This window comes from Pseudomonas sp. AP3_22 TE3818 (assembly GCF_053628995.1).
On the sequence record NZ_JBRJHL010000001.1, the window covers coordinates 2069289 to 2090200 of the forward strand.

Annotated in this window: 16 protein-coding genes; 11 read left to right on the forward strand and 5 right to left on the reverse strand. The window is 61.6% G+C overall.

Annotation, left to right across the window (positions count from 1 at the left end):
- Nucleotide 1 precedes the first annotated feature (1 nt).
- Together AB7M25_RS09465 and AB7M25_RS09470 are read right to left on the reverse strand one after the other, a co-directional pair.
- Nucleotides 2-1975: a MacB family efflux pump subunit gene (locus tag AB7M25_RS09465; RefSeq protein ID WP_454237206.1), complete on the reverse strand. Its 1974-nt coding sequence runs from the start codon at nucleotides 1973-1975 to the stop codon at nucleotides 2-4.
- On the reverse strand, nucleotides 1976-3148 hold the full coding sequence (locus AB7M25_RS09470; RefSeq protein ID WP_429519075.1) for an efflux RND transporter periplasmic adaptor subunit: 1173 nt from the start codon (nucleotides 3146-3148) through the stop codon (nucleotides 1976-1978). It lies immediately after the preceding gene.
- Between the two features lie 366 nt (nucleotides 3149-3514).
- Between AB7M25_RS09470 and AB7M25_RS09475 the strand changes: the two genes are divergently transcribed.
- The 7 genes from AB7M25_RS09475 to AB7M25_RS09505 all read left to right on the forward strand — a co-directional run bounded on the left by AB7M25_RS09475 (nucleotide 3515) and on the right by AB7M25_RS09505 (nucleotide 14119).
- Nucleotides 3515-3997 carry a sigma-70 family RNA polymerase sigma factor gene (locus tag AB7M25_RS09475; protein ID WP_104447986.1) on the forward strand — a complete coding sequence of 161 codons (483 nt, stop codon included), beginning with the start codon at nucleotides 3515-3517 and terminating at the stop codon, nucleotides 3995-3997.
- A 147-nt stretch (nucleotides 3998-4144) separates the two neighbouring features.
- A complete protein-coding gene (locus tag AB7M25_RS09480) occupies nucleotides 4145-5482 on the forward strand; it encodes a lysine N(6)-hydroxylase/L-ornithine N(5)-oxygenase family protein (RefSeq protein WP_258681976.1) in 1338 nt (445 codons plus the stop codon).
- A 570-nt stretch (nucleotides 5483-6052) separates the two neighbouring features.
- Nucleotides 6053-8767, forward strand: coding sequence for a magnesium-translocating P-type ATPase (gene mgtA / locus AB7M25_RS09485; protein WP_454237207.1), 2715 nt, complete (start codon nucleotides 6053-6055; stop codon nucleotides 8765-8767).
- Nucleotides 8768-8898: 131 nt separating this feature from the next.
- Nucleotides 8899-9615, forward strand: coding sequence for an MgtC/SapB family protein (locus AB7M25_RS09490; RefSeq protein ID WP_104447983.1), 717 nt, complete (start codon nucleotides 8899-8901; stop codon nucleotides 9613-9615).
- Nucleotides 9616-9742: 127 nt separating this feature from the next.
- The gene (locus AB7M25_RS09495; protein WP_429383536.1) at nucleotides 9743-10144 is read left to right on the forward strand and encodes an ANTAR domain-containing protein; all 402 of its coding nucleotides are present in this window, start codon (nucleotides 9743-9745) and stop codon (nucleotides 10142-10144) included.
- Nucleotides 10145-10252: 108 nt separating this feature from the next.
- Nucleotides 10253-10879: a response regulator gene (locus AB7M25_RS09500; protein WP_429392394.1), complete on the forward strand. Its 627-nt coding sequence runs from the start codon at nucleotides 10253-10255 to the stop codon at nucleotides 10877-10879.
- On the forward strand, nucleotides 10880-14119 hold the full coding sequence (locus AB7M25_RS09505; protein ID WP_454237208.1) for a transporter substrate-binding domain-containing protein: 3240 nt from the start codon (nucleotides 10880-10882) through the stop codon (nucleotides 14117-14119).
- 3 nt (nucleotides 14120-14122) lie between these two features.
- Here the strand turns inward: AB7M25_RS09505 and dkgB are convergent, their stop codons facing one another.
- The 3 genes from dkgB to AB7M25_RS09520 all read right to left on the reverse strand — a co-directional run bounded on the left by dkgB (nucleotide 14123) and on the right by AB7M25_RS09520 (nucleotide 16727).
- A complete protein-coding gene (gene dkgB / locus AB7M25_RS09510; RefSeq protein ID WP_429561698.1) occupies nucleotides 14123-14926 on the reverse strand; it encodes a 2,5-didehydrogluconate reductase DkgB in 804 nt (267 codons plus the stop codon).
- A gap of 232 nt (nucleotides 14927-15158) precedes the next feature.
- Complete coding sequence (locus AB7M25_RS09515; RefSeq protein ID WP_102699257.1) at nucleotides 15159-15698, reverse strand: PaaI family thioesterase; 540 nt, start codon at nucleotides 15696-15698, stop codon at nucleotides 15159-15161.
- A gap of 120 nt (nucleotides 15699-15818) precedes the next feature.
- A complete protein-coding gene (locus tag AB7M25_RS09520) occupies nucleotides 15819-16727 on the reverse strand; it encodes a LysR family transcriptional regulator (RefSeq protein WP_095968029.1) in 909 nt (302 codons plus the stop codon).
- A gap of 104 nt (nucleotides 16728-16831) precedes the next feature.
- Between AB7M25_RS09520 and AB7M25_RS09525 the strand changes: the two genes are divergently transcribed.
- The 4 genes from AB7M25_RS09525 (at nucleotide 16832) to AB7M25_RS09540 (ending at nucleotide 20819) form a co-directional block, all read left to right on the forward strand.
- Nucleotides 16832-17698 carry a pirin family protein gene (locus AB7M25_RS09525; protein ID WP_429383528.1) on the forward strand — a complete coding sequence of 289 codons (867 nt, stop codon included), beginning with the start codon at nucleotides 16832-16834 and terminating at the stop codon, nucleotides 17696-17698.
- A gap of 93 nt (nucleotides 17699-17791) precedes the next feature.
- Nucleotides 17792-18475 (forward strand): isochorismatase family protein, encoded by a 684-nt coding sequence (locus tag AB7M25_RS09530; protein WP_007977982.1) that lies wholly within the window; start codon nucleotides 17792-17794, stop codon nucleotides 18473-18475.
- A gap of 56 nt (nucleotides 18476-18531) precedes the next feature.
- Nucleotides 18532-19158: an isochorismate family cysteine hydrolase YcaC gene (gene ycaC / locus AB7M25_RS09535; protein ID WP_007977984.1), complete on the forward strand. Its 627-nt coding sequence runs from the start codon at nucleotides 18532-18534 to the stop codon at nucleotides 19156-19158.
- A gap of 218 nt (nucleotides 19159-19376) precedes the next feature.
- The gene (locus AB7M25_RS09540; protein ID WP_429383526.1) at nucleotides 19377-20819 is read left to right on the forward strand and encodes a mechanosensitive ion channel domain-containing protein; all 1443 of its coding nucleotides are present in this window, start codon (nucleotides 19377-19379) and stop codon (nucleotides 20817-20819) included.
- Nucleotides 20820-20912 lie beyond the last annotated feature (93 nt).

Genomic DNA, 20912 nt, shown 5'->3' on the forward strand with positions numbered 1-20912 from the left:
ATCATTCACTGGTAAGGGCCGTGACCGGGTCGAGTCGGGCAGCTTTGCGGGCCGGCATAAAGCCGAAAACAACACCGGTGACCAAGGCGCAGCCGAAGGCGCCCAGCACCGCTATCAGGGAGAACGCGACAGCCACTTCGCTGAAAATCAGCACGCCACCGACGATCAGCGCCAGGGCGATCCCGGTGAGGCCGCCCACCACCGAGAGCATCACCGCTTCGGTGAGGAACTGGCGCAGGATGTCGCGCTGGCGCGCGCCGGTGGCCATGCGGATACCGATCTCGCGAGTCCGCTCGCGCACGGTCATGAGCATGATGTTCATCACCCCGATCCCGCCCACCAGCAACGAAATGGCGGCAATCGAACCGAGCATCAGCGACAGGGTGTTTTGTGTGCGTGCCTCGGCCTGGATCATCGCGGCGTTGTTGGTCAGTTCGAAGTCGTGCTTGCCGTCGTGCAGGCGCAGCATCAATTGCTCGATGGCTTTTTCGGTTTCCTTGACCTTGCGCGCGTCGGCGGCGGCGATGGCGATGTACTCGGGATTGTGCGTGCCGAACAGGCGCACACTGGCGGCGGAGTAGGGGATGGCAATGCGGTCGTCGCTGTCGGAGTCGCCGGAGCTGGCGCCTTTTTCGGCGAGCACGCCGACCACCTGGAAGGGTACGTTTTCGATCAGGATGTACTGGCCGATCGGGTTGGCCACGTTCTTGAGCAACTTGGTCCGCACCTTGTGCCCGATCACCGCGACCGCCGCGGCATTCTGTTCATCGGCGTGGGTGAAGTAGCTGCCTTCGACCACCGGCCAGTTGAAGATCGCCGGGAAGTTGGTGTCGTTGCCACCGACATAGCTCATGTGATCAAGGTTGCCGAAGCGCACCCCGGCCTCCTGGCCGTTGACCGGCATGATCCGCATGACCTGGGGCAAGCTGGCGATCGCCGCGACTTCGTCGAGGGTGATGATGCCCATCGGCGTGCGCGGATTGGGCGCCGAGCCGCTGAGGTAAATGATGTTGGAACCGAACGCGCCCATCTGCGCCATCACCTGGCGCTTGCTGCCTTCACCCACGGCCAGCATCACCACCACCGAGGCAACGCCGATGATGATCCCGAGCAGGGTCAGCGCGGTGCGGAACTTGTTGATCCACATCACCCGCCACGCCGCGTGCACGGCATCGACCAATTCGCCTTTCCAGGCGCCGGTGGCTTCGGCGCCTTCACTCAAGCGCTTGCGCAGGTCGACGGCTTGTAGCGCGCCGGGGTTGGTCGAGTTTTGCGCGGTAGGGTTTTCGCTGGCGCTGTCACTGATGATCAGGCCGTCGCGGATCTCGATGATGCGTTTGGCCCGGGCCGCCACTTCGCGGTCGTGGGTGATGAGGATCACTACGTGGCCCTGGCTCGCCAGCTCGTCGAGCAGGCTCATGACCTCGGCGCCGCTGTGGCTGTCGAGGGCGCCAGTGGGTTCGTCGGCAAGGATGATGTGACCGCCGTTCATCAGCGCACGGGCGATCGACACCCGTTGCTGCTGGCCGCCGGAGAGCTGATGGGGGCGGTTGCCGGTGCGCGAAGCCAGGCCGAGACGTTCGAGCAGGGCGGCGGCGCGGGCGTGGCGTTCGGCGGCCGGGGTGCCTGCGTAGATCGCCGGCATCTCGACGTTTTCCTGGGCCGAGCCGGATGGAATCAGGTGATAACCCTGGAACACAAACCCGAAGGCTTCGCGCCGCAGCCAGGCCAGTTCGTCGCTGTCGAGGGCGGCGACGTTTTCCCCGGCGAAACGGTATTCGCCCGAGGTCGGACGGTCGAGGCAACCGAGGATGTTCATCAGCGTCGACTTGCCGGAACCGGAGGCACCGACGATCGCCACGAACTCTCCGGCATGGATCGACAGGTCGATGCCGCGCAATACGTGAACTTCAGGCGCGTCGCCACCGCCGTAGGCTTTGCGGATGTCCGAAAGTTCGATCAGGGGCGTCTGCATTCAGCCGCCACTCCCGTCGACCGGGCCGATCAACAGGTGATCGCCTTCTTGCAGGCCGTCGAGGATCTGCACCCGCAGGCGGTCACTGATGCCGGTGCGCACGTTGCGCTGTTCGATGCTGCCGTTTTTGGCGACCACTTGTGCGGTCTGCAGGTCTGGCAGTGCGCCGGTTTGCAGGGCGGCGATGGGTGCGGTGAGGACGTTCTGCGCCTGGTTGGCGACGAAGAACACCTGGGTGGTCATTTCCGCCATCAGCGCGTTGTCGGCGTTGTCGACGTCCAGCAGCACGGTGTACAGCACCACGCGGGCACTCCCGCTTTTGCTGGTGCTGGCGGGGCTGCCGCCGCCCTGGCTGGTCTGGTCCAGGGGCTTGGGCGGCACGGGGAGGATTTGCCGCACGGTGCTGGTCCAGCGCCGGGTGCCACCGCTCAGGGTGGTGAACCAGGCGTGCATGCCGGGTTTGACGTGGCCGATGTCGGCCTCCGAGACCTCGGCCCACACGGTCATCGGCGACAGCTTGGCGATGCGCAGGATCAGCGGTGTCTGCTGCTGGGCGTTGAGGGTCTGGCCCTCGCGGGCATCCAGCGCCACCACGGTGCCGGCCATCGGTGCATAAATCCGCGTGTAGCCCAACTCGGCCTGATCGCTGCGCAGGCTGGCTTCGGCCTGGCGGATCTGCGCCTGGAACATGTCGATGCGCGCCTGGGTCACGCGCAGTTCGGCCTGGGCGGTCTGCACGTCTTCTTCGCGGGTGGCGCCGCCAGCGGCGAGGTTCTGCTGGCGCTGGTATTTCTGCCGGGCCAGTTCGTGTTGCGCCCGCTGCTCCTGCAGCTGCGCCTTGAGGTTTTCGATGGAGAAGCGTCCGGCATCGAGTTTGGCTTGTTGTGTGGATGGGTCGATTTCCACCAGCAACTGGCCTTCCTTGACCTGGTCACCGACTTCCACGTGGATCTTGTGGATTTGCCCGGAGGCCTGGGCGCCGACGTCGACATAGCGCCGCGGTTGTAGGGTACCCAGGGCGGTGACGCTGCTTTCAATGTCGGTGCGGCTGACCTGGACGGTGGTGAACTGGTCGCGGCCCGGCGGGATGAACTGCCAGGCGGCGACGGCCACCACGGGGATCAGACAAAGTGCTGCAAGCAGGGCGCGTCGGGTCTGTCGGGGGCGTTTCATGCAGGGTTCCGGCCTTGGGAAATCGGCCCGTCCGGGCAGAGACGGGGAGCTGTCCTGTAAACGTAGAAAGCGCCGGGGAATTTAGGTGGTGACACAACCCCTTGTAGGAGTGAGCTTGCTCGCGATGGACGTCAACGATAACGCGTGCTGTCTGGATCAATGCGTTGTCCTTGATGCCATCGCGAGCAAGCTCGCTCCTACAGGGTTCGTGACGAAATGGCCAACAAGTTGAAGCAGCACTTTAAATCTATATGAGAATTACTATAAATTACACTTCTCAAATTGCCACTATCGTGCCACTGCGTGTTCCAGCGGTCGCCGAAACGGCTCAAGGACAGCAACCGCACCCCCGTGCGGACGGGAGTCATGTTGGAAAACTACTATCGCGAGCTGGTGTGTTTCCTGAACGCCAGGCTGGGCAACCGTCAGGTGGCCGAAGATGTGGTGCATGACGCTTACCTGCGGGTCCTGGAGCGTTCCAGCGATACACCGATCGAGCAGCCCCGGGCATTCCTTTATCGCACCGCCCTCAACCTGGTCGTCGATGACCATCGGCGCAACGCCTTGCGGCGCACCGAGCCGCTGGACGTACTCGACAGCGAAGAAAGCTGCTTCACGCCTTCACCGCACAAGGTCCTCGATCACGGCGAACGCCTGGACATGCTCCAGCGTGCCCTGGCGGAACTGCCACGGCTGTGCCGCGAGAGTTTTCTGTTGCGCAAGATCGATGGCCTGTCCCATCTGGAAATCGCCGGGCAACTGGGCATTTCCCGTGCGCTGGTGGAAAAGCACATCGTCAATGCCATGAAGCATTGCCGTGCGCGGATGCGCCAGTGGGAAGGCCACTGATCCCCCGGGATTCATCAAGCCCCGTTAAATTTTGTTCCATTGTCCTCGTTCCTACTCAACAGACGACCTGTTGTGCGGCCCAAGGCCTGTCAGGTCACTTAGGTTCAATGCCCCGCTTTTGCGGGGAACATCCAGAGGACACTGGAAATGACACAGGCAATTGCATCGCCCCTCGTTCACGACCTGATCGGCGTCGGTTTCGGCCCGTCGAACCTGGCACTGGCCATCGCGCTGCAAGAGCGCGGGGCGAGCCAGGGCAACCTGGATGTGCTGTTTCTCGACAAGCAGGCCGACTACCGCTGGCACGGCAACACCCTGGTGACCCAGAGCGAGTTGCAGATTTCCTTCCTCAAGGACCTGGTGACCCTGCGCAATCCGACCAGCCCTTATTCGTTCGTCAATTACCTCAAGGCTCACGGGCGCCTGGTGGACTTCATCAACCTGGGCACCTTCTATCCGTGCCGCATGGAGTACAACGACTACCTGCGCTGGGTTGCCGGGCAGTTCACGGCGCAAAGCCGCTACGGCGAAGAAGTGCTGACCATCGAGCCGGTGCTGCACAACCATCAGGTCGAGGCATTGCGGGTGATTTCCCGCGATGCGAGCGGTCATCAACAGGTACGCACCACCCGTTCGGTGGTGGTCAGCGCCGGTGGCACGCCGCGTATTCCCGAAGTGTTCAAGGCGCTCAAGGATGACGGCCGGGTGTTCCACCATTCCCAGTACCTGGCGCAGATGGCCAAGCAGCCGTGCGTGAACAACCAGCCGATGAGCATTGCGATCATCGGTGGCGGGCAGAGCGCCGCCGAGGCCTTCATCGATTTGAACGACAGCTTCCCGTCGGTGCAGGTGGACATGATCCTGCGCGGCTCGGCACTCAAGCCGGCCGACGACAGCCCCTTCGTCAACGAAGTGTTCTCGCCGGAGTTCACCGACCTGGTGTTCCAGCAGCCCGACAGCGAGCGCGAGCGACTGGTCAACGAGTACCACAACACCAACTATTCAGTGGTGGACATCGATCTGATCGAGCGTATCTACGGCATCTTCTACCGGCAGAAGGTCTCGGGCATCGCCCGTCATGCGTTCCATACCCTGACCACCATAGAAAAGGCCACCGCCAACGAACGCGGCGTCGAACTGGTGCTGCGCAACAACGCCACCGGTGAAGTCTCGGTGCGTCACTACGATGCCGTGGTGCTCGCCACCGGTTACGAGCGGCAGATGCATCGCAAGCTGCTGGCGCCGCTGGAAGAGTACCTGGGTGACTTCGAAGTCGATCGCAATTACAAACTGATCACCGACGAGCGCTGCAAGGCCGGCCTCTATATGCAGGGCTTCTGCCAGGCCAGCCACGGGCTGAGCGACACCTTGCTGTCGATCCTGCCGATCCGTGCCGACGAGATTGCCGGTTCGTTGTATGAGCATGGCAAGCATCGCGGGCATGGGCGATCGGTGGTGGATCTGTTGTTGGCGACCGCGAGCTAAGTTTTTCGGCGCCTGACAGGCCGCCTTCGCGAGCAAGCCCGCTCCCACATTTTGCCCTGTGTTCGCAGATCAATTGTGGGAGCGGGCTTGCTCGCGAAGGGGCCGGAAAGAACACCGCAAATATTGATTCCTGAACCCTTCCTGAAGAACCCCGCGTTTCCCCCTGCAAGACTTTGTAACGGGTTTACTCTCCAAACATCGGGGCGTAAGCTTCGCGCGTTTTCATCCATTACGGAGACCCACAGTGGGTACTTGTTCGAGTGACAGTTGTCGGCCGGTCTCGGTAACCGGCATTTTCTCGGCAAGATAACGCGCAGTCTCCTGTGCCGTTGTCTCGCCGACAAGCGAGCAGCGGCATCCTGATCATGGCCAGTCCCGGCCGTGTCCCGACGTCCCTCTCATCGACACTGAACAGTGCGTGGTTTCGACTTTTTGTCCTGGCCGCCGCTCTATCGACACGCCTGTCATTCGTGACCGGCGCGCCAGGCCTTGCCTTGCCGGTTGTTCCGGCGGCATAGGCGTGGACCTGCCTGCTCGACGGTTTCCCGGCTGACCAAAGGGGCACCAGCCATGAAACTTACCCTCAAGGAATTCTTCGCAGGCTTCCTGCGTAACCGCCACATCGCCCGGCACTTCCGTCGCCTGGCGTTGCTGGAAACCTTCACCGACACCACGGTCAGCCGTGAAGTCCCGCCCACCCTGGCGCAAACCCTGGTAACCGCTGCCGGCAGCGACACCGGCCAGTTGCTCAACACACTCGGCTCCCACACCGATGGCTTGAGCGAACCTGAAGCCGATGCCCTGCGCGAGCAATTCGGCCTCAACGAAGTCGAGCACGAACAACCGCTGCCCTGGTGGACGCACCTGTGGCACTGCTACAAGAATCCGTTCAACCTGCTGCTGACCTTGCTGGCGGTCATCTCCTGGCTGACCGAAGACATGAAAGCCGCCATCGTGATTTTCTCCATGGTGGTGCTCTCGACCTTGCTGCGTTTCTGGCAGGAAACCAAATCCAACCAGGCCGCCGATGCCCTCAAGGCCATGGTCAGCAACACGGCCACTGTGATGCGCCGCGGCCTTGAGGAGCACCGCGCGCAGCGCATTGAATTGCCGATCAAACAACTGGTCCCGGGCGACCTGATCGTGTTGTCTGCCGGGGACATGATTCCCGCCGATTGCCGCGTGCTCAGTGCCAAGGACCTGTTCGTCAGTCAGGCGGCCATGACCGGCGAATCGCTGCCGGTGGAAAAATTTCCCCGGCAGCAGGACCGCGACACGCTCAACCCACTGGACCTGGACAACATCCTGTTCATGGGCACCAACGTGGTGTCCGGCACGGCCATGGCGGTGATCCTCACCACCGGCAACAGCACCTATTTCGGTGCCCTGGCCCAGCGGGTCGGTTCGACGGATCGCGCGCCGACTTCGTTCCAGACCGGCGTCAACAAAGTCAGCTGGCTGTTGATCCGCTTCATGTTCGTGATGGCGCCGCTGGTGCTGTTCATCAACGGTTTCACCAAGGGCGACTGGACCGAAGCGCTGCTGTTCGCGCTGTCGATTGCCGTGGGCCTGACCCCGGAAATGCTGCCGATGATCGTCACCTCGACCCTGGCCAAGGGCGCGGTGTTCCTGTCGCGCAAGAAAGTCATCGTCAAACGCCTCGACGCGATCCAGAACTTCGGCGCCATGGACGTGCTGTGCACCGACAAGACCGGCACCCTGACCCAGGACAAGATCTTCCTGGCGCGCAATGTCGACGTCTGGGGCAACGATTCCGATGACGTGCTGGAAATGGCCTACCTCAACAGCTACTACCAGACCGGCCTGAAAAACCTGCTGGATGTGGCGGTGCTCGAACACGTCGAAATCCATCGTGAACTGAAAGTCGGCACGGCGTTTCGCAAGGTTGATGAGATCCCGTTCGACTTCACTCGCCGGCGCATGTCGGTGGTGGTCGCCGAGCGCGATCAACCGCACCTGCTGATCTGCAAGGGGGCGGTGGAAGAGGTGCTGGCGGTGTGCTCGCGGGTGCGTCACGGCGACGTCGATGAAGCCTTGAGCGAAGAACTGCTGGCGCGCATCCGTCAGGTCACGGCCACCTTCAACGCCGAGGGCCTGCGGGTGGTGGCGGTTGCTGCGCGGCCAATGATCGAAGGTCGCGACACCTACAGCCTGGCCGATGAACAGGCACTGACGCTGATCGGCTATGTGGCCTTTCTCGATCCGCCAAAGGAAAGCACCGCGCCGGCCCTCAAGGCGCTGGCGGCCCACGGCGTGGCGGTGAAAGTGCTGACCGGTGACAACGAGCTGGTGACGGCGAAGATCTGCCGCGAAGTCGGCCTGGAGCAGCAGGGCCTGCTGATGGGCAATGACATCGAACGCATGAGCGACGCCGAGCTGGCGAAAGCCGTGGAGACCACCAACGTCTTCGCCAAACTGACGCCGTCGCACAAGGAGCGCATCGTCCGTCTGCTCAAGGGCAACGGCCATGTGGTCGGTTTCATGGGCGACGGCATCAACGACGCCCCGGCCCTGCGCACGGCCGACATCGGTATTTCCGTGGACAGCGCCGTGGACATCGCCAAGGAGGCGGCCGACATCATCCTGCTGGAAAAGAGCCTGATGGTGCTGGAGGAGGGCGTGCTGGAAGGGCGCCGCACCTTCGCCAACATGCTCAAGTACATCAAGATGACCGCCAGTTCGAACTTCGGCAACGTGTTCTCGGTGCTGGTGGCCAGTGCGTTCATCCCCTTCCTGCCGATGCTGCCGATGCACCTGCTGGTGCAGAACCTGCTCTATGACATTTCGCAGATTGCCATTCCGTTCGATAACGTCGACGACGAGATGCTCAAGCAACCGCAGCGCTGGCAGCCGGCGGATGTCGGGCGCTTCATGCTGTTTTTCGGGCCGATCAGTTCGATCTTCGACATCACCACGTTCGCCTTGATGTGGTACGTGTTCGATGCCAACACCCCGGACCACCAGACCCTGTTCCAGTCCGGCTGGTTCGTGGTCGGGCTGCTGACCCAGACACTGATCGTGCACATGATCCGCACGCCGAAGATCCCGTTCCTGCAAAGCCGCGCGGCCATGCCGTTGCTGGTGATGACCGGGTTGATCATGGCCGTGGGGATTTTCCTGCCGATGGGCCCGCTGGCGCACTACTTCAAGCTGCAGGCCTTGCCGTCGCTGTACTTCGTGTTCCTGCCGGTGATCCTGCTGGCGTACATGGCGTTGACCCAGGCGGTGAAGGGGTTCTACATCCGGCGGTTTGGCTGGCAATAAGGCCGCAAATCCTGTGGGAGCGGGCTTGCTCGCGAATGCGATGTATCAGTCACCATCATCATCGACTGATCCACCGCTTTCGCGAGCAAGCCCGCTCCCACAGGGGATCGTGTATTTTTCAAGGATTCATCATGCAAGCACTTAACAACCTCAACCTGACCTCTCTGCTCGACACCCTGGTCAGCCTCAGCGCGGCCTTCATCCTCGGTGGCCTGATCGGTTTCGAGCGCCAGTACCGGCAGCGCACCGCCGGCCTGCGTACCAACGTGCTGGTGGCGGTGGGCGCGGCGATTTTCGTCGACATGGCCAACCGGCTCGGCGGTGCCGACGGCGCCGTGCGGGTAGTTGCCTACGTGGTTTCCGGCATCGGTTTTCTCGGTGCCGGGGTGATCATGCGTGAAGAGGGGAATGTGCGCGGCCTCAATACGGCCGCCACCCTCTGGACCTCGGCGGCGGTCGGTGCCTGCGCCGGTGCCGACCTGCTGGCCGAGGCCTTGCTCGGCACGCTGTTCGTGCTCGCGGCCAACACCTTGCTGCGGCCGATCGTCAACAACATCAACCGTCAGCCGCTGGATGTGATCTCGGCGGAAGTCACCAACATCGTCTATGTCATCGCCCGGCGTACGCAGCAAAAAACCGTGCTGGCCTTGCTCGAAGCCGAGCTGGAGCGCAGCAACTACCCGGCCAGCGATGTCGATGTGCATGCCTTCGGCACGGATGAAATTGAAATCGAAGCCACCCTCGCGACCACCTCGGTTGACGGTGATGAGCTCGATGCCCTGGTGGCACGGATATCGACCTCGACCCTGGTGGTGCAGGCGTTCTGGAGTCCGAGTACTACGGAATGAAGGCCAAGGTTTCCCTGGCAAGCGTCAGACTAGCCGGCATTTATTTAGGAATATTCCTACATAAACCTAGGAGGGTCTTCCGTAGGCTTTGCGACCTCTTGAAACCGACATCCTTTTGGAGGTCACCTTGCCGGATAAATCCTTGCGCATCCTGATCGCCGATGCGCAGCACTTCAATCGCTTGCGGATCGAGCGGCTGTTCAACCAGCTCGGCTACTTTCGGGTGGCGCCGGTGCACAGCCTCGACGAGCTCCTTCCACTGGTGGAATACGCTGGCGAGCCTCTGGACCTGGTGGTCGTGAATGGGGCGATGGCCAGCGAAGGGCTGGATCTGTTCAGTTTCCTGGCCGACAACCCGCAGGTTCATTACGGGTTTATCTTCAATGACCAGCAGGCGCCGGTGCCGCCCATCGCGGGCAAGGTCCAGGTCAGCCAGGCCGCTCTGCCTGACCTGGCGTCGATTGCGCAGTTGATGAGCGTCATTGATTGTGGGGTACCGTTCGTCGGAACTGTCATTTCTGTCAGGTAGTTCTTTCCAGCCTTCCATGCAAAAGTCTATGCGCAGCGTTGTGCCCAGCTGCTGGGGTGCCTGGAGGGCATTTTTTGCCCGATCGTGTTGTTTTGCACGGGAGTTGTCATGAAGTCAGCACTGATTGTGGAAGATCATCCGGTGGTTCGCTCCATGATCAAACTCGTACTCAAGGGCGAAGGATTCAAGCAGATTTACGAGGCCTCCCGGGGTGACGAGGTCCTGTCGTTGATCCGGGAGCATCAACCGGATGTCGTGCTGCTTGATCTGGGCCTTCCCGGTGTGGCGGGGCTTGAGGTGATGGATCGCATCAAGGCCGAAAACACCCGATGTCGCGTGGTGGTGTTCACTTCGCTTGAGGCGCAGTTTTATCAGGACCGCTGCATGCGTGCCGGGGCTGTGGCCTATGTGTCCAAGAGCAAGGACCTGGATGACCTGAAGGCGGCGGTGAATTCGGTGATGGCCGGCTACACCTATTTCGCCCAGCTCCCTTCGAGTTCCGTGGCGATGGGGGAGTTGCAACGCAGTGAAAAGCAGTTGATCGACAAGCTCTCCAATCGTGAACTGACCATTCTGCAGTACCTGGCCCGGGGTTCGAAAAACCTGGAAATCGCCGAGATCATGCACCTGAGCTACAAGACCGTCAGTACCTACAAGACCCGACTCACCCTCAAGCTCAACATGAGCTCGTCGGTGCACTTGAGGGATTTCGCCCTGCGCAATCAACTGATCTGAATGAACGTACTCCGACGGCTGGCGGGTTGGGTGCTGACGGGCCTTCTTCTCTGGGCATCGACTGTCTGTGCGCAACAGTCGTTGACCTTGTTGGGACGCTCGAGTGCCGAAGGCCTGAGCGCCGGGTTGTCGGACACCGAGTTGCGCTGGCTGCAGCAAAAGGGCCGATTGGTGCTGGCTGTCTCGGCGCCGGACTATCCGCCCTTCGAGTTCAATACGGCGGGCAAGGTGTTCGAAGGCCTGACAGCCGATTACGCCGGGTTGCTCGAACAATTGTTGAACGTCGTCGTAGAGGTGCAACGTTATCCGTCGCGAGCCGACGCGGTGCAGGCCATCAAGGAAGGACGGGCGGACCTGCTGGGAACGGCCAATCGATTTGAAGCCGAGGACCCTCAGCTACAGATGTCCAGTGCGTATGCGGTCGATCAGCCGGTGCTGGTCACGCGTACCGATTTCCCTCCGGTGCTTGACCCGACTCTGGCCGGCAAGCGGTTGGTGATGCTGTATCACTACTTGCCCGAATACAGCGTGCAACAGTTCTATTCCAGGGCGCAGGTCCAGCCGTTTCCCTCGACACTGGCGGCGATGGGGGCCGTGGCTTTCGGCCAGGCCGATGTCTACCTGGGCGATGCGATCAATGCCCATTATCTGATCAGCAAGAACTACCTGAACAACGTGCAACTGACCGACTTCTCGCCCATGGAGTCCGGTCGTTTTGCCTTTGCAATGGCGCGCGACAACGATTCGCTGTTGCGCATCGTCAACAAGGCGCTGGCGGCCATCACCACCAATAAACAAATGAACATCCTGCGTCGTTGGGGGGCAAACGGGGTGTCTATCCCCGGCACCCCGTCATTGCAATTGAGCGTGGCCGAACAGCTCTGGCTCGAGCGCCACCCGCGGGTGAGGGTCGCGATCAACGAAAATATCCCGCCGATTTCATTTATCGACAGCGAAGGCAAGTTTCGCGGCATCGGTGTCGATGTGCTGGCGAAAATCAGTGTGCGCACCGGCCTGCAATTTGACATCCGCGGCATGAAGTCGGTGGCCGAGATGATGACCGGCATCAGGAATGGACAGATCGATGTGCTGGCCGGTATCGGCCTCAGTTCCCAGCGTGAAGATGAACTGCTGTTCACCCGGGCGTTTCTGAGCAGCCCGTCGGTGCTGGTGACCCGCGCGGCCGCGGACAGCCCCAGGACGCTGGATGACATGGCGGGAAAAGCCCTGGCGCTGACCCAGGGCAACATTGCCGGTGAGTACCTTCGCAAGCATTACCCGCAGATCCTGCTGGTGGATGCGCCACTGTCGACGGACGCCATGGAAATGGTCGCCCAGGGCAAGGCCCACGGCGGCATCAACTCGTTGATCAGCGCCCGTTACCTGATTTCCCGGCAGTATCGCGATCGCCTGCAAGTGACCAGCACCGTGGGCACCGACCCCGCCCGCAGCACACTGGCGACCAGTCGCGAGGCCACTGAGCTGCATTCGATCCTGGACAAGGCGCTGCTCAGCATCCCGCCCGAAGAAATCGACGAGCTGACTCAACCCTGGCGGTATGACTCGATGGTCGAGCAGAGTTACTGGCTGCGACACCGGCAGGCGATCGTGCAGGCGTTTGCGCTGGCGGGTGTCTTGCTGTTGCTCGCGTTGGCCGGGATCGTCTGGCAACGGCGGCAGATTCGCCAGCGTCAGCAATTGCTCGGGCAATTGCAGGAAGCCAAGGACGCGGCGGACGACGCCAACCGGGCCAAGACCACGTTCCTGGCCACCATGAGCCATGAAATCCGCACGCCGATGAACGCCTTGATCGGCATGCTCGAACTGGCGCTGAAGCGGGCCGATGAAGGGGTGACCGATCGCGCCGCCATCGAGGTGGCGTCCAACGCCGGGCAGCAATTGCTGGATTTGATCGGCGACATTCTGGACGTCGCCCGGATCGAATCGGGGCATTTGTCGTTGGCGCCGGAGCGGGTCAACCTGCATGCGCTGGTGACATCGGTCTGCCGGGTTTTCGAAGGGCTGGCGATTCAGAAGAATCTGCAATGGCGGGTCGAGCTCGCCGAACACAGTGACCGTGATGTGATGCTCGATCCCGTGCGCTTCAAACAAGTGCTGTCCAATCTGCTGAGCAACGCCATCAAGTTCACCCGTGAAGGCCAGGTGAGCCTGACACTGCGAGCGCGGCCGCAAGCGCCGGCGCATCTGGCCGTCAGCGTACGGATCGAGGACAGCGGCATCGGTATCAGCGCTTTCGACCAGCAACGCCTGTTCAGCCCGTTCGTGCAGGCCGATAACAATCAGCAGACCGCCCGACAAGGGTCCGGCCTGGGCCTGGTGATCAGTCGTACCCTGTGCGAAATGATGGGCGGGCAGTTGCATCTCGACAGTGAGCCTGGGCGCGGCACGCGGGTGGACATCCGCCTGGTGCTGCCCGCCCTGCAAGCGTTGCCCGCGGGGGGGATGCCCCAGGACTCGGCGCAACTCACGACCCGGGCGTTGTCGATCCTGGTGGTCGACGATTACCCGGCCAATCGCCTGCTGCTCTCACGGCAGCTGAGCTATCTGGGCCACAGTGTGGTGCTGGCAGAGGACGGGGCGCAGGGGCTTGAACAGTGGCGCGGACAGCGTTCCGAACAGAGTTTCGAACTGGTCATTACCGACTGCAACATGCCGGTGCTCAGTGGTTATGAATTGGCGGGCGCGATACGTGAGCAAGAGCGGCTGCAGGGGCTGTCGCCGACGCTGATCCTGGGCTTTACCGCCAATGCGCAGGCCGAGGAGAAAGCCCGGTGTCAGGCGGCGGGCATGGACGATTGCCTGTTCAAGCCCATTCGCCTGGTGGATTTGCAGGCGTGGCTGGCCCAGCGGTTTTCCAGCGCTCCCCCGGCGGCAAATGACGATCCAGGTTTGGCCGGGTTCGACTTGAGCGGACTGGAGCGCTATGCGGAATCGGATCCTGAGCTGATCGATCAACTGCTGCACGATCTGGCGCTGACCAACCGCGAGGACCGCGTGCATTTGCTGGCCTTGCACACCAGCGGCAATCGCCCGGGTTTGCAGACACTCGCACACCGGATCAAGGGCGGGGCGCTGATGGTGCGAGCGCTTGGCCTGGTCGAGTGTTGCGAACAACTGGAGCGGGCGTGCAATGACGGCCGCGCGGCACTGATCGACGCCGCTGTCGACCAGTTGCAGCAAGCCATGGCCCGCCTGGACCAGCGTCTCGAGCAGGATTGAGGATCAATCCCAGTCCGGTGCGATGCCTTTGGGGCTGGTCAAACGGTGGCCGCGGTCCAGTGTTGCGATCAAGGCCATGTCGGCCTCGCTCAAGGTCAGTTCGCGAGCCTTCAGGTTGCTTTCCAGGTTGGCCCGGCGAGTGGACGACGGGATCACCGAGTAACCCGATTGCATGGCCCACGCCAGGGTGACCTGAGCCGGCGTCGCTTGCAGGCGTTCGGCGATCTGCTGGATGAGCGGGTCCTTGAGGACTTCACCGTACGCCAGGGTCATGTAGGACGTGATGCCAATGCCCTGGCTCTGCGCGAACGCGACGACATTGCGGTTTTGCAGGTACGGGTGCAGTTCGATCTGGTTCGTAGCGATGTGCTCGGCGCCGATGGCCGCTATCGCCTGTTTCATCAGGTCGAGGGTGAAGTTGGACACGCCGATCTGCCGGGTCAGGCCCATGCGTTTGGCTTCGAGCAGGGCGCCCATGAACGCTGCGACAGGCACTTGATCGTCCGGCGACGGCCAGTGGATCAGGGTCAGGTCCAGGTAATCAGTCTGCAGTTTGTCCAGGCTTTCCTTCAGGCTGTCGATCAGTCGATCACCGGCCAGGTTGGCGACCCAGATCTTGCTGGTGATGAACAGGTCTTGCCGGGCGATGCCGCTGGCGGCGATAGCCTCGCCGACCTCGGCTTCGTTCTCGTAGATTTGTGCGGTATCGATCACCCGGTAACCGAGCGCCAGGGCGGTGCTCACCGAATCGATGACCACCTGGCCTTGCAAGCGAAACGTACCCAGGCCGAAGGCGGGAATGGACATTGATGACTCCAGAGGTTGCAGTGGGAATGGGCGGCAGTATCCGCGCCTGCATCCGTGAGAAAAACCGCTGGAGCGGCAAAGCAATGTTTACCGCAAATCACGAATCATCGGCAGGCTGGTGGGGGGATGGTGTCTGATCCGACGCCTTCGCTGGCAAGCCAGCTCCCACAAGGTTTGCGCAAACCCTGTAGGAGCTGGCTTGCCAGCGATGGCCGCGACTCGGTCTAAAGCCTTACCCCCGAGGTTCAAGAATCATGCAAGTGGTGGTCCCCGTCGCATACAACCGCCCATCCACATCATAAATCCGCCCCTCGGCCAGCGCCGTCGAGCGACCCAAGTGCACAATCTTGCCCTCGGCACGCACCGGTCCACTGGCGTTGTTCAACGCGCGAACGTAGCTGATGCGCAGGTCCAGCGTGGTGTAGCCCTGGCCTTTTTTCAGTTGCGTATGGACCGCGCAACCCATGCATGAATCCAGCAGGGTCGCGGCATAACCGCCGTGGACCGTGCCCAGCGGGTTGTAGTGCCGGGCATCCGGCGTGCCCTGGAAGATGAACAGCCCGGCCGACCATTCGATGGGGATGAAATCCATCAGCGTGCCAATCGGCGGGGAGGGCAATTCGCCGTTGCCGATGCCTTCGAAAAACTCGGCGGGGGACAACGCGCTGACCTCGGCCATGGACAGACTACCGGGCCCGGCAAGGCGGGCGCGCATGGCCTGTTCCTGGGCGATCCATTGGGCGAGGGTGGCGTCGCGGTTGGGGCTTTGCATGACGGAGTCCTCGGTGGGCTCAATATTATGGGCGTAATCAAACTTAATATTATGCCCGAAATAAAATCTCCGCTACCCCCAATCAGCTTGCTGCTTGCCGCTCAAAACTTGCCGCTGCCCCTAAGCAATATCACTGCGGCTGAATTCCTCCCCGAGAAAATCGATCAGCGTGCGCACCGACGGCAGCAACCCCCGACGCGAGGGGAAGATCGCATGGATCACACCGCTCTTCGGTGCCCAGCCCGGCACCAGTTCCACCAGTTGCCCGGCAGCGATTTCATCGCGCACCACCACGCTGGGCAGGTGCACGATGCCGATCCCGGCGACCGCCGCATGGCGCAAGGCCAACAGGTCATCGGTGACCATGCGCGGTGCATGCCGGATCATCGCCGTGCTGCCATCGGCGCCGAACAGTTCCCACTGATATTCGCGCTGCGCCGCGCCCCAGTGCAGGCTCGGCAGGCCGCTGAGGTCGGCCGGGGAGGCCGGTGTCGACAGGCGCGATAGAAAGGCCGGGCTGCCGACCACGCTCTGGGTGCTGTTGCCCAGCACCTTCATCACCATGTCGGTGTTTTCCAGCGGTGGAAAGCGTACCCGCAGGGCAATGTCGAAGCCTTCGTGAATCAGGTCGACCCGGCGGTTGGTGCTCTCGATGAACACCTCCACCAACGGGTACTTGAGCATGTAACGGGTCAGCATCGGCCCGACCCAGGTGTTGAGCAGCGCCGTCGGGCAACTGATACGCACCATGCCCTGAGGCTCGGAGCGGTTGCGCTCGATCAGTTCGGCGGCGCTTTCCGCCTCCACCCGCATGGCCAGGCAGCGCTGGTAATAGGCCTGGCCGATTTCCGTCAGTGAACAATGCCGGCTGGTGCGGTGCAGCAGGCGCACGCCGAGGCGTTCTTCAAGCTCGGCAATGCGTCGGCTGAGCTTCGACTTGGGCATGTCCAGTGCCCGGCCGGCCGCGGCGAAACCGTGATGCTCCACCACCTGGGTGAAGTAGTAGAGGGTGTTGAGGTCTTCCACCATCGTTCTCCAAATAGAACGCTAAAGCTGATTTTTGCAGTCTAGCGCAGCAAAGGTCACGGTTTTAAGCTTTGTCCATGGCTTCACCCCCCTCATCAGGAGACACCATGAAAAACATCATCGGTATCTACACCAGTCCACGGACCCATTGGGTTGGCGACGGTTTTCCGGTTCGCACGCTGTTTTCCTACGACAACCTGGGCAAACACATCAGTCCGTTCCTGTTGCTCGATCACGCCGGCCCCGCTGAATTCACCCCGACCACCGAACGACGTGGCGTTGGTCAGCATCCTCATCGTGGTTTTGAAACCGTGACTATCGTTTACAAGGGCGAACTGGAGCACCGGGATTCCACCGGCAGCGGCGGCAAGATCGGCCCCGGCGATGTGCAATGGATGACCGCTGCTTCGGGGATCCTGCACGAAGAGTTTCACTCCGACGGTTTCGCCAAAAGCGGCGGCACCCTGGAGATGGTGCAACTGTGGGTCAACCTGCCGGCCAGGGACAAAATGGCCGACCCCGGCTACCAGACGATTCTCGATGCTGACATCCCGAGCATCGCCTTGAAGGACAACGCCGGCAGCCTGCGCCTGATCGCCGGTGCGTTCGACGGCCACAAGGGCCCGGCACGCACCTTTACCCCGGTCGACCTGTGGGACATTCGTTTGAATGCCGGCAAGTCGCTCACCTTGGACCTGCATGAAGGGCGCAACACCGCACTGGTGGTTTTGCGTGGCACGGTTCAGGTCAATGGCCTGGAACCGGTGCGCCAGGGGCAATTGGCCCTGTTCGATCGCAAGGGCGATCAGATGACCCTCGAAGCCAGCGAAGACGCGGTGGTGTTGTTGCTCAGCGGCGAGCCGATCGACGAGCCGATCGTCGGTCACGGGCCGTTCGTGATGAACACCGAGCAAGAAATCCACCAGGCCTTCGCCGACTTCCAGTCCGGTCGCTTCGGCCAGATGCACGCTTAATTCGCAGCGCTTTAACACCCGACTCTACACAGGATGAGTAGGCCGGTTTTCAGGCCAGGGATGGCTGTTGCCCAAAAGAAAGAGGAAACGCACATGAGTACTGTCTACGCGGCCAACTTCAACGGCCAGAAACCGACCATCGATCCCAACGACAGCGCGATGCTGTTGATCGATCACCAGAGCGGACTGTTCCAGATCGTCAAGGACATGGACGTGCCGCAACTGCGCGCCAACGCCATAGCCCTGGCCAAGGCTGCAACCTTGCTGAAGATGCCGGTGATTACCACTGCCTCGGTTCCACAAGGACCGAACGGGCCGTTGATTCCGGAAATCCACGAGGCCGCACCCCATGCGCAATACGTGGCGCGCAAAGGCGAAATCAATGCCTGGGACAACCCGGAGTTTCACGCGGCGGTCAAAGCCACCGGCAAGAAAACCCTGGTGATCGCCGGCACCCTGACCAGCGTGTGCCTGGCGTTCCCGTCCATCGCCGCCGTGCATGAAGGCTACAAGGTGTTTGCGGTGGTCGACGCGTCCGGCAACCACTCGAAACTGGCCACTGATCTGACCGTTGCCCGCTTGGCCCAGGCCGGGGTGGTGCCGATCGACATCATGGCTACGCTCTCTGAGCTGCAAGGCTCATGGAACCGTCCGGATGCCGAGCAGTGGGCCGCTGTCTACGCCCAGGCCATGCCGCATTATCAATTGCTGATCGAGAGCTACCTCAAGGCCCAGCAAGTGGCGAACGAACACGAGGCGCTGGATTCCCAGCGCTAACCGGCTGCCCCACGCCGATCTCCAATCGGCATCGATAACCTGCGAGGATTACTGTAATGACCACTTCCTACAAGCGTCTGGACAAGGACAACGCCGCCGTTCTGCTGGTGGACCATCAGACCGGCCTGCTATCACTGGTACGCGACATCGATCCTGATCGCTTCAAGAACAATGTGCTGGCGCTGGCCGACCTGGCCAAGTACTTCAAGCTGCCGACCATCCTCACCACCAGTTTCGAAACCGGTCCCAACGGCCCGCTGGTGCCCGAGCTCAAGGCACAGTTCCCGGACGCGCCGTACATCGCGCGCCCGGGCCAGATCAACGCCTGGGACAACGAGGACTTCGTCAAGGCAATCAAGGCCACCGGCAAGAAACAACTGATCATCGCCGGCGTAGTGACCGAAGTCTGCGTGGCGTTCCCGGCACTGTCGGCGCTGGCCGAAGGCTTTGATGTGTTCGTGGTCACCGACGCGTCCGGCACGTTCAACGAACTGACCCGCGAATCGGCATGGAGCCGCATGACCGCCCAGGGCGCGCAATTGATGACCTGGTTCGGCCTGGCCTGTGAACTGCACCGCGACTGGCGCAACGATATCGAAGGGTTGGGCACGCTGTTCTCCAACCATATTCCGGACTACCGCAACCTGATGACCAGCTACAGCACGCTGACCAACAGCAAATAGTCCAGCTACGACGATCCCTGTGGGAGCGGGCTTGCTCGCGAAAGCGGTGTGTCAAACAACATAAACGTTGCCTGACACACTGAATTCGCGAGCAAGCCCGCTCCCACAGGTTTTTCAGTGTGTCCAGCCAGACGTGTTCATCCAGCCAAATCAATTGCTCCTACACTAGTGCCAATCCATGCGATCTTCGCGTCATTGGCCCTGGATGGAGTTGCTTGATGTTGTCATTGCTCACTGAACACCCATTGATCTGCGCCATGGCGCTGATCCTGATCGATCTCGGGTTGTGGTTCTTGCTCAGCACCGCTGGCAGTGCCTGGCGGCTGCTGATGCGGGTGGTGATTTTTTCGTTGTTCAGCCTCCTGTTGTTCAACGAAGGCCTGAACCCGATGGAGCCGCCGCCCTGGGCCGATAACGTGCCGCTGCACCTGGCCGCCACCGGCTTGCAGATCGGCTGGTGGTTGTTCGGCGCGCGGACCCTGACCGTGCTGATCGGTGCGGTAATGATGCAACGGGTCGGGCATACCGGGCGCTTGCTCCAGGATTTGCTTGGCGCGGTGATTTTCCTGATCGCGGTGATTGCGGCCCTGGCCTACGTGCTGGAACTGCCGGTCAAGGGCGTGCTGGCCACCTCCGGCGCGTTGGCGATCATCGTCGGCCTGGCGTTGCAAAGTACCCTCAGCGACGTGTTCTCCGGGATCGTCCTCAACACCACCAAGCCCTATCAACTGGATGACTACATCTCCATCGACGGCATGGAGGGCAAGGTGACCGACATCGACTGGCGCGCCACCCGCCTGCAGACCTCTCAGGGCTGCATGGCGGTGATTCCCAACTCGTTGGCGGCCAAGGCCAAGATCATCAATTTCAGCAGGCCGAACGACATGTTCGGTATCTCCGTATCCCTGGAAGTGAGTCCCCACGCGAGGCCGAACACGGTGATCGAAGCCTTGGAGCGGGCCATGCAAGGTTGCCGCTTTCTGCTGGAAACACCCTCGCCGAGCGTCGGCCTCAAAAGTGCCAGCAACACCGGTGTGGTCTATGAAATCAGCGGGTTTGTCGCGTCGATGGACGAGAAACGCTCGGTGCGCAATCAGCTGTACGACCTGGCCTACCGGCACTTGCAGGCATCCGGGGTCAACCTGCTGTCGAGCGTGGAACCCAGCCCGCCGATCAACTCGACACGCAAACGGGCGTTGCTGGACAGCTCGCCGATTTTCTCCACCCTGCGTCAGGAAGAGAAAGACACGTTCAGCCAGAACATGACCCTGCAAACCTTTCGCGCCGGGGAGGTGATCCTGGAAGCGGAGGAGGTCAGCGATCACTTGTTCATTATCGAATCCGGCGTGATCTCGGTGACCTTGATGCGCCACGGAACGCCCTACGAATCCGGACGCATGGGGCCGGGGGAGGTGATCGGCGAGGCGGGTATTCTCACCGACAGCGCGCTGCCTGCGCAGTTTACCGCCAAGACATTCTGCGGCCTGTACCGCATCGAAAAGTCCTACCTCAAGCCGTGCCTGGATGCCCGTCACGACATCAACGATGCGATGAAGGCCTTGCTCGATTACCGGCTGCAAAAAGCGAAAATCCTGACTCAGGAGTTGCCGGTGGCGGTAGAGAAAAAGGGCTTTCTGCGGTGGTTGCGCAATCGGGTGTGAAGGAGGCCAGGCAAGCGCGTCCAAGACCCTGACGACGCCAGTGGCCTCCTCGACTTCTGGAATATTGGCTATTTGTGTAGACCAGTCGAGGGA

Coding starts and splice junctions, on each gene's coding strand:
- AB7M25_RS09465 (WP_454237206.1), bottom strand. CDS start 1,975: ATGCAGACGCCCCTGATCGAACTTTCGGACATCCGCAAAGCCTACGGC.
- AB7M25_RS09470 (WP_429519075.1), bottom strand. CDS start 3,148: ATGAAACGCCCCCGACAGACCCGACGCGCCCTGCTTGCAGCACTTTGT.
- AB7M25_RS09475 (WP_104447986.1), top strand. CDS start 3,515: ATGTTGGAAAACTACTATCGCGAGCTGGTGTGTTTCCTGAACGCCAGG.
- AB7M25_RS09480 (WP_258681976.1), top strand. CDS start 4,145: ATGACACAGGCAATTGCATCGCCCCTCGTTCACGACCTGATCGGCGTC.
- mgtA (WP_454237207.1), top strand. CDS start 6,053: ATGAAACTTACCCTCAAGGAATTCTTCGCAGGCTTCCTGCGTAACCGC.
- AB7M25_RS09490 (WP_104447983.1), top strand. CDS start 8,899: ATGCAAGCACTTAACAACCTCAACCTGACCTCTCTGCTCGACACCCTG.
- AB7M25_RS09500 (WP_429392394.1), top strand. CDS start 10,253: ATGAAGTCAGCACTGATTGTGGAAGATCATCCGGTGGTTCGCTCCATG.
- AB7M25_RS09505 (WP_454237208.1), top strand. CDS start 10,880: ATGAACGTACTCCGACGGCTGGCGGGTTGGGTGCTGACGGGCCTTCTT.
- dkgB (WP_429561698.1), bottom strand. CDS start 14,926: ATGTCCATTCCCGCCTTCGGCCTGGGTACGTTTCGCTTGCAAGGCCAG.
- AB7M25_RS09515 (WP_102699257.1), bottom strand. CDS start 15,698: ATGCAAAGCCCCAACCGCGACGCCACCCTCGCCCAATGGATCGCCCAG.
- AB7M25_RS09520 (WP_095968029.1), bottom strand. CDS start 16,727: ATGGTGGAAGACCTCAACACCCTCTACTACTTCACCCAGGTGGTGGAG.
- AB7M25_RS09525 (WP_429383528.1), top strand. CDS start 16,832: ATGAAAAACATCATCGGTATCTACACCAGTCCACGGACCCATTGGGTT.
- AB7M25_RS09530 (WP_007977982.1), top strand. CDS start 17,792: ATGAGTACTGTCTACGCGGCCAACTTCAACGGCCAGAAACCGACCATC.
- ycaC (WP_007977984.1), top strand. CDS start 18,532: ATGACCACTTCCTACAAGCGTCTGGACAAGGACAACGCCGCCGTTCTG.
- AB7M25_RS09540 (WP_429383526.1), top strand. CDS start 19,377: ATGTTGTCATTGCTCACTGAACACCCATTGATCTGCGCCATGGCGCTG.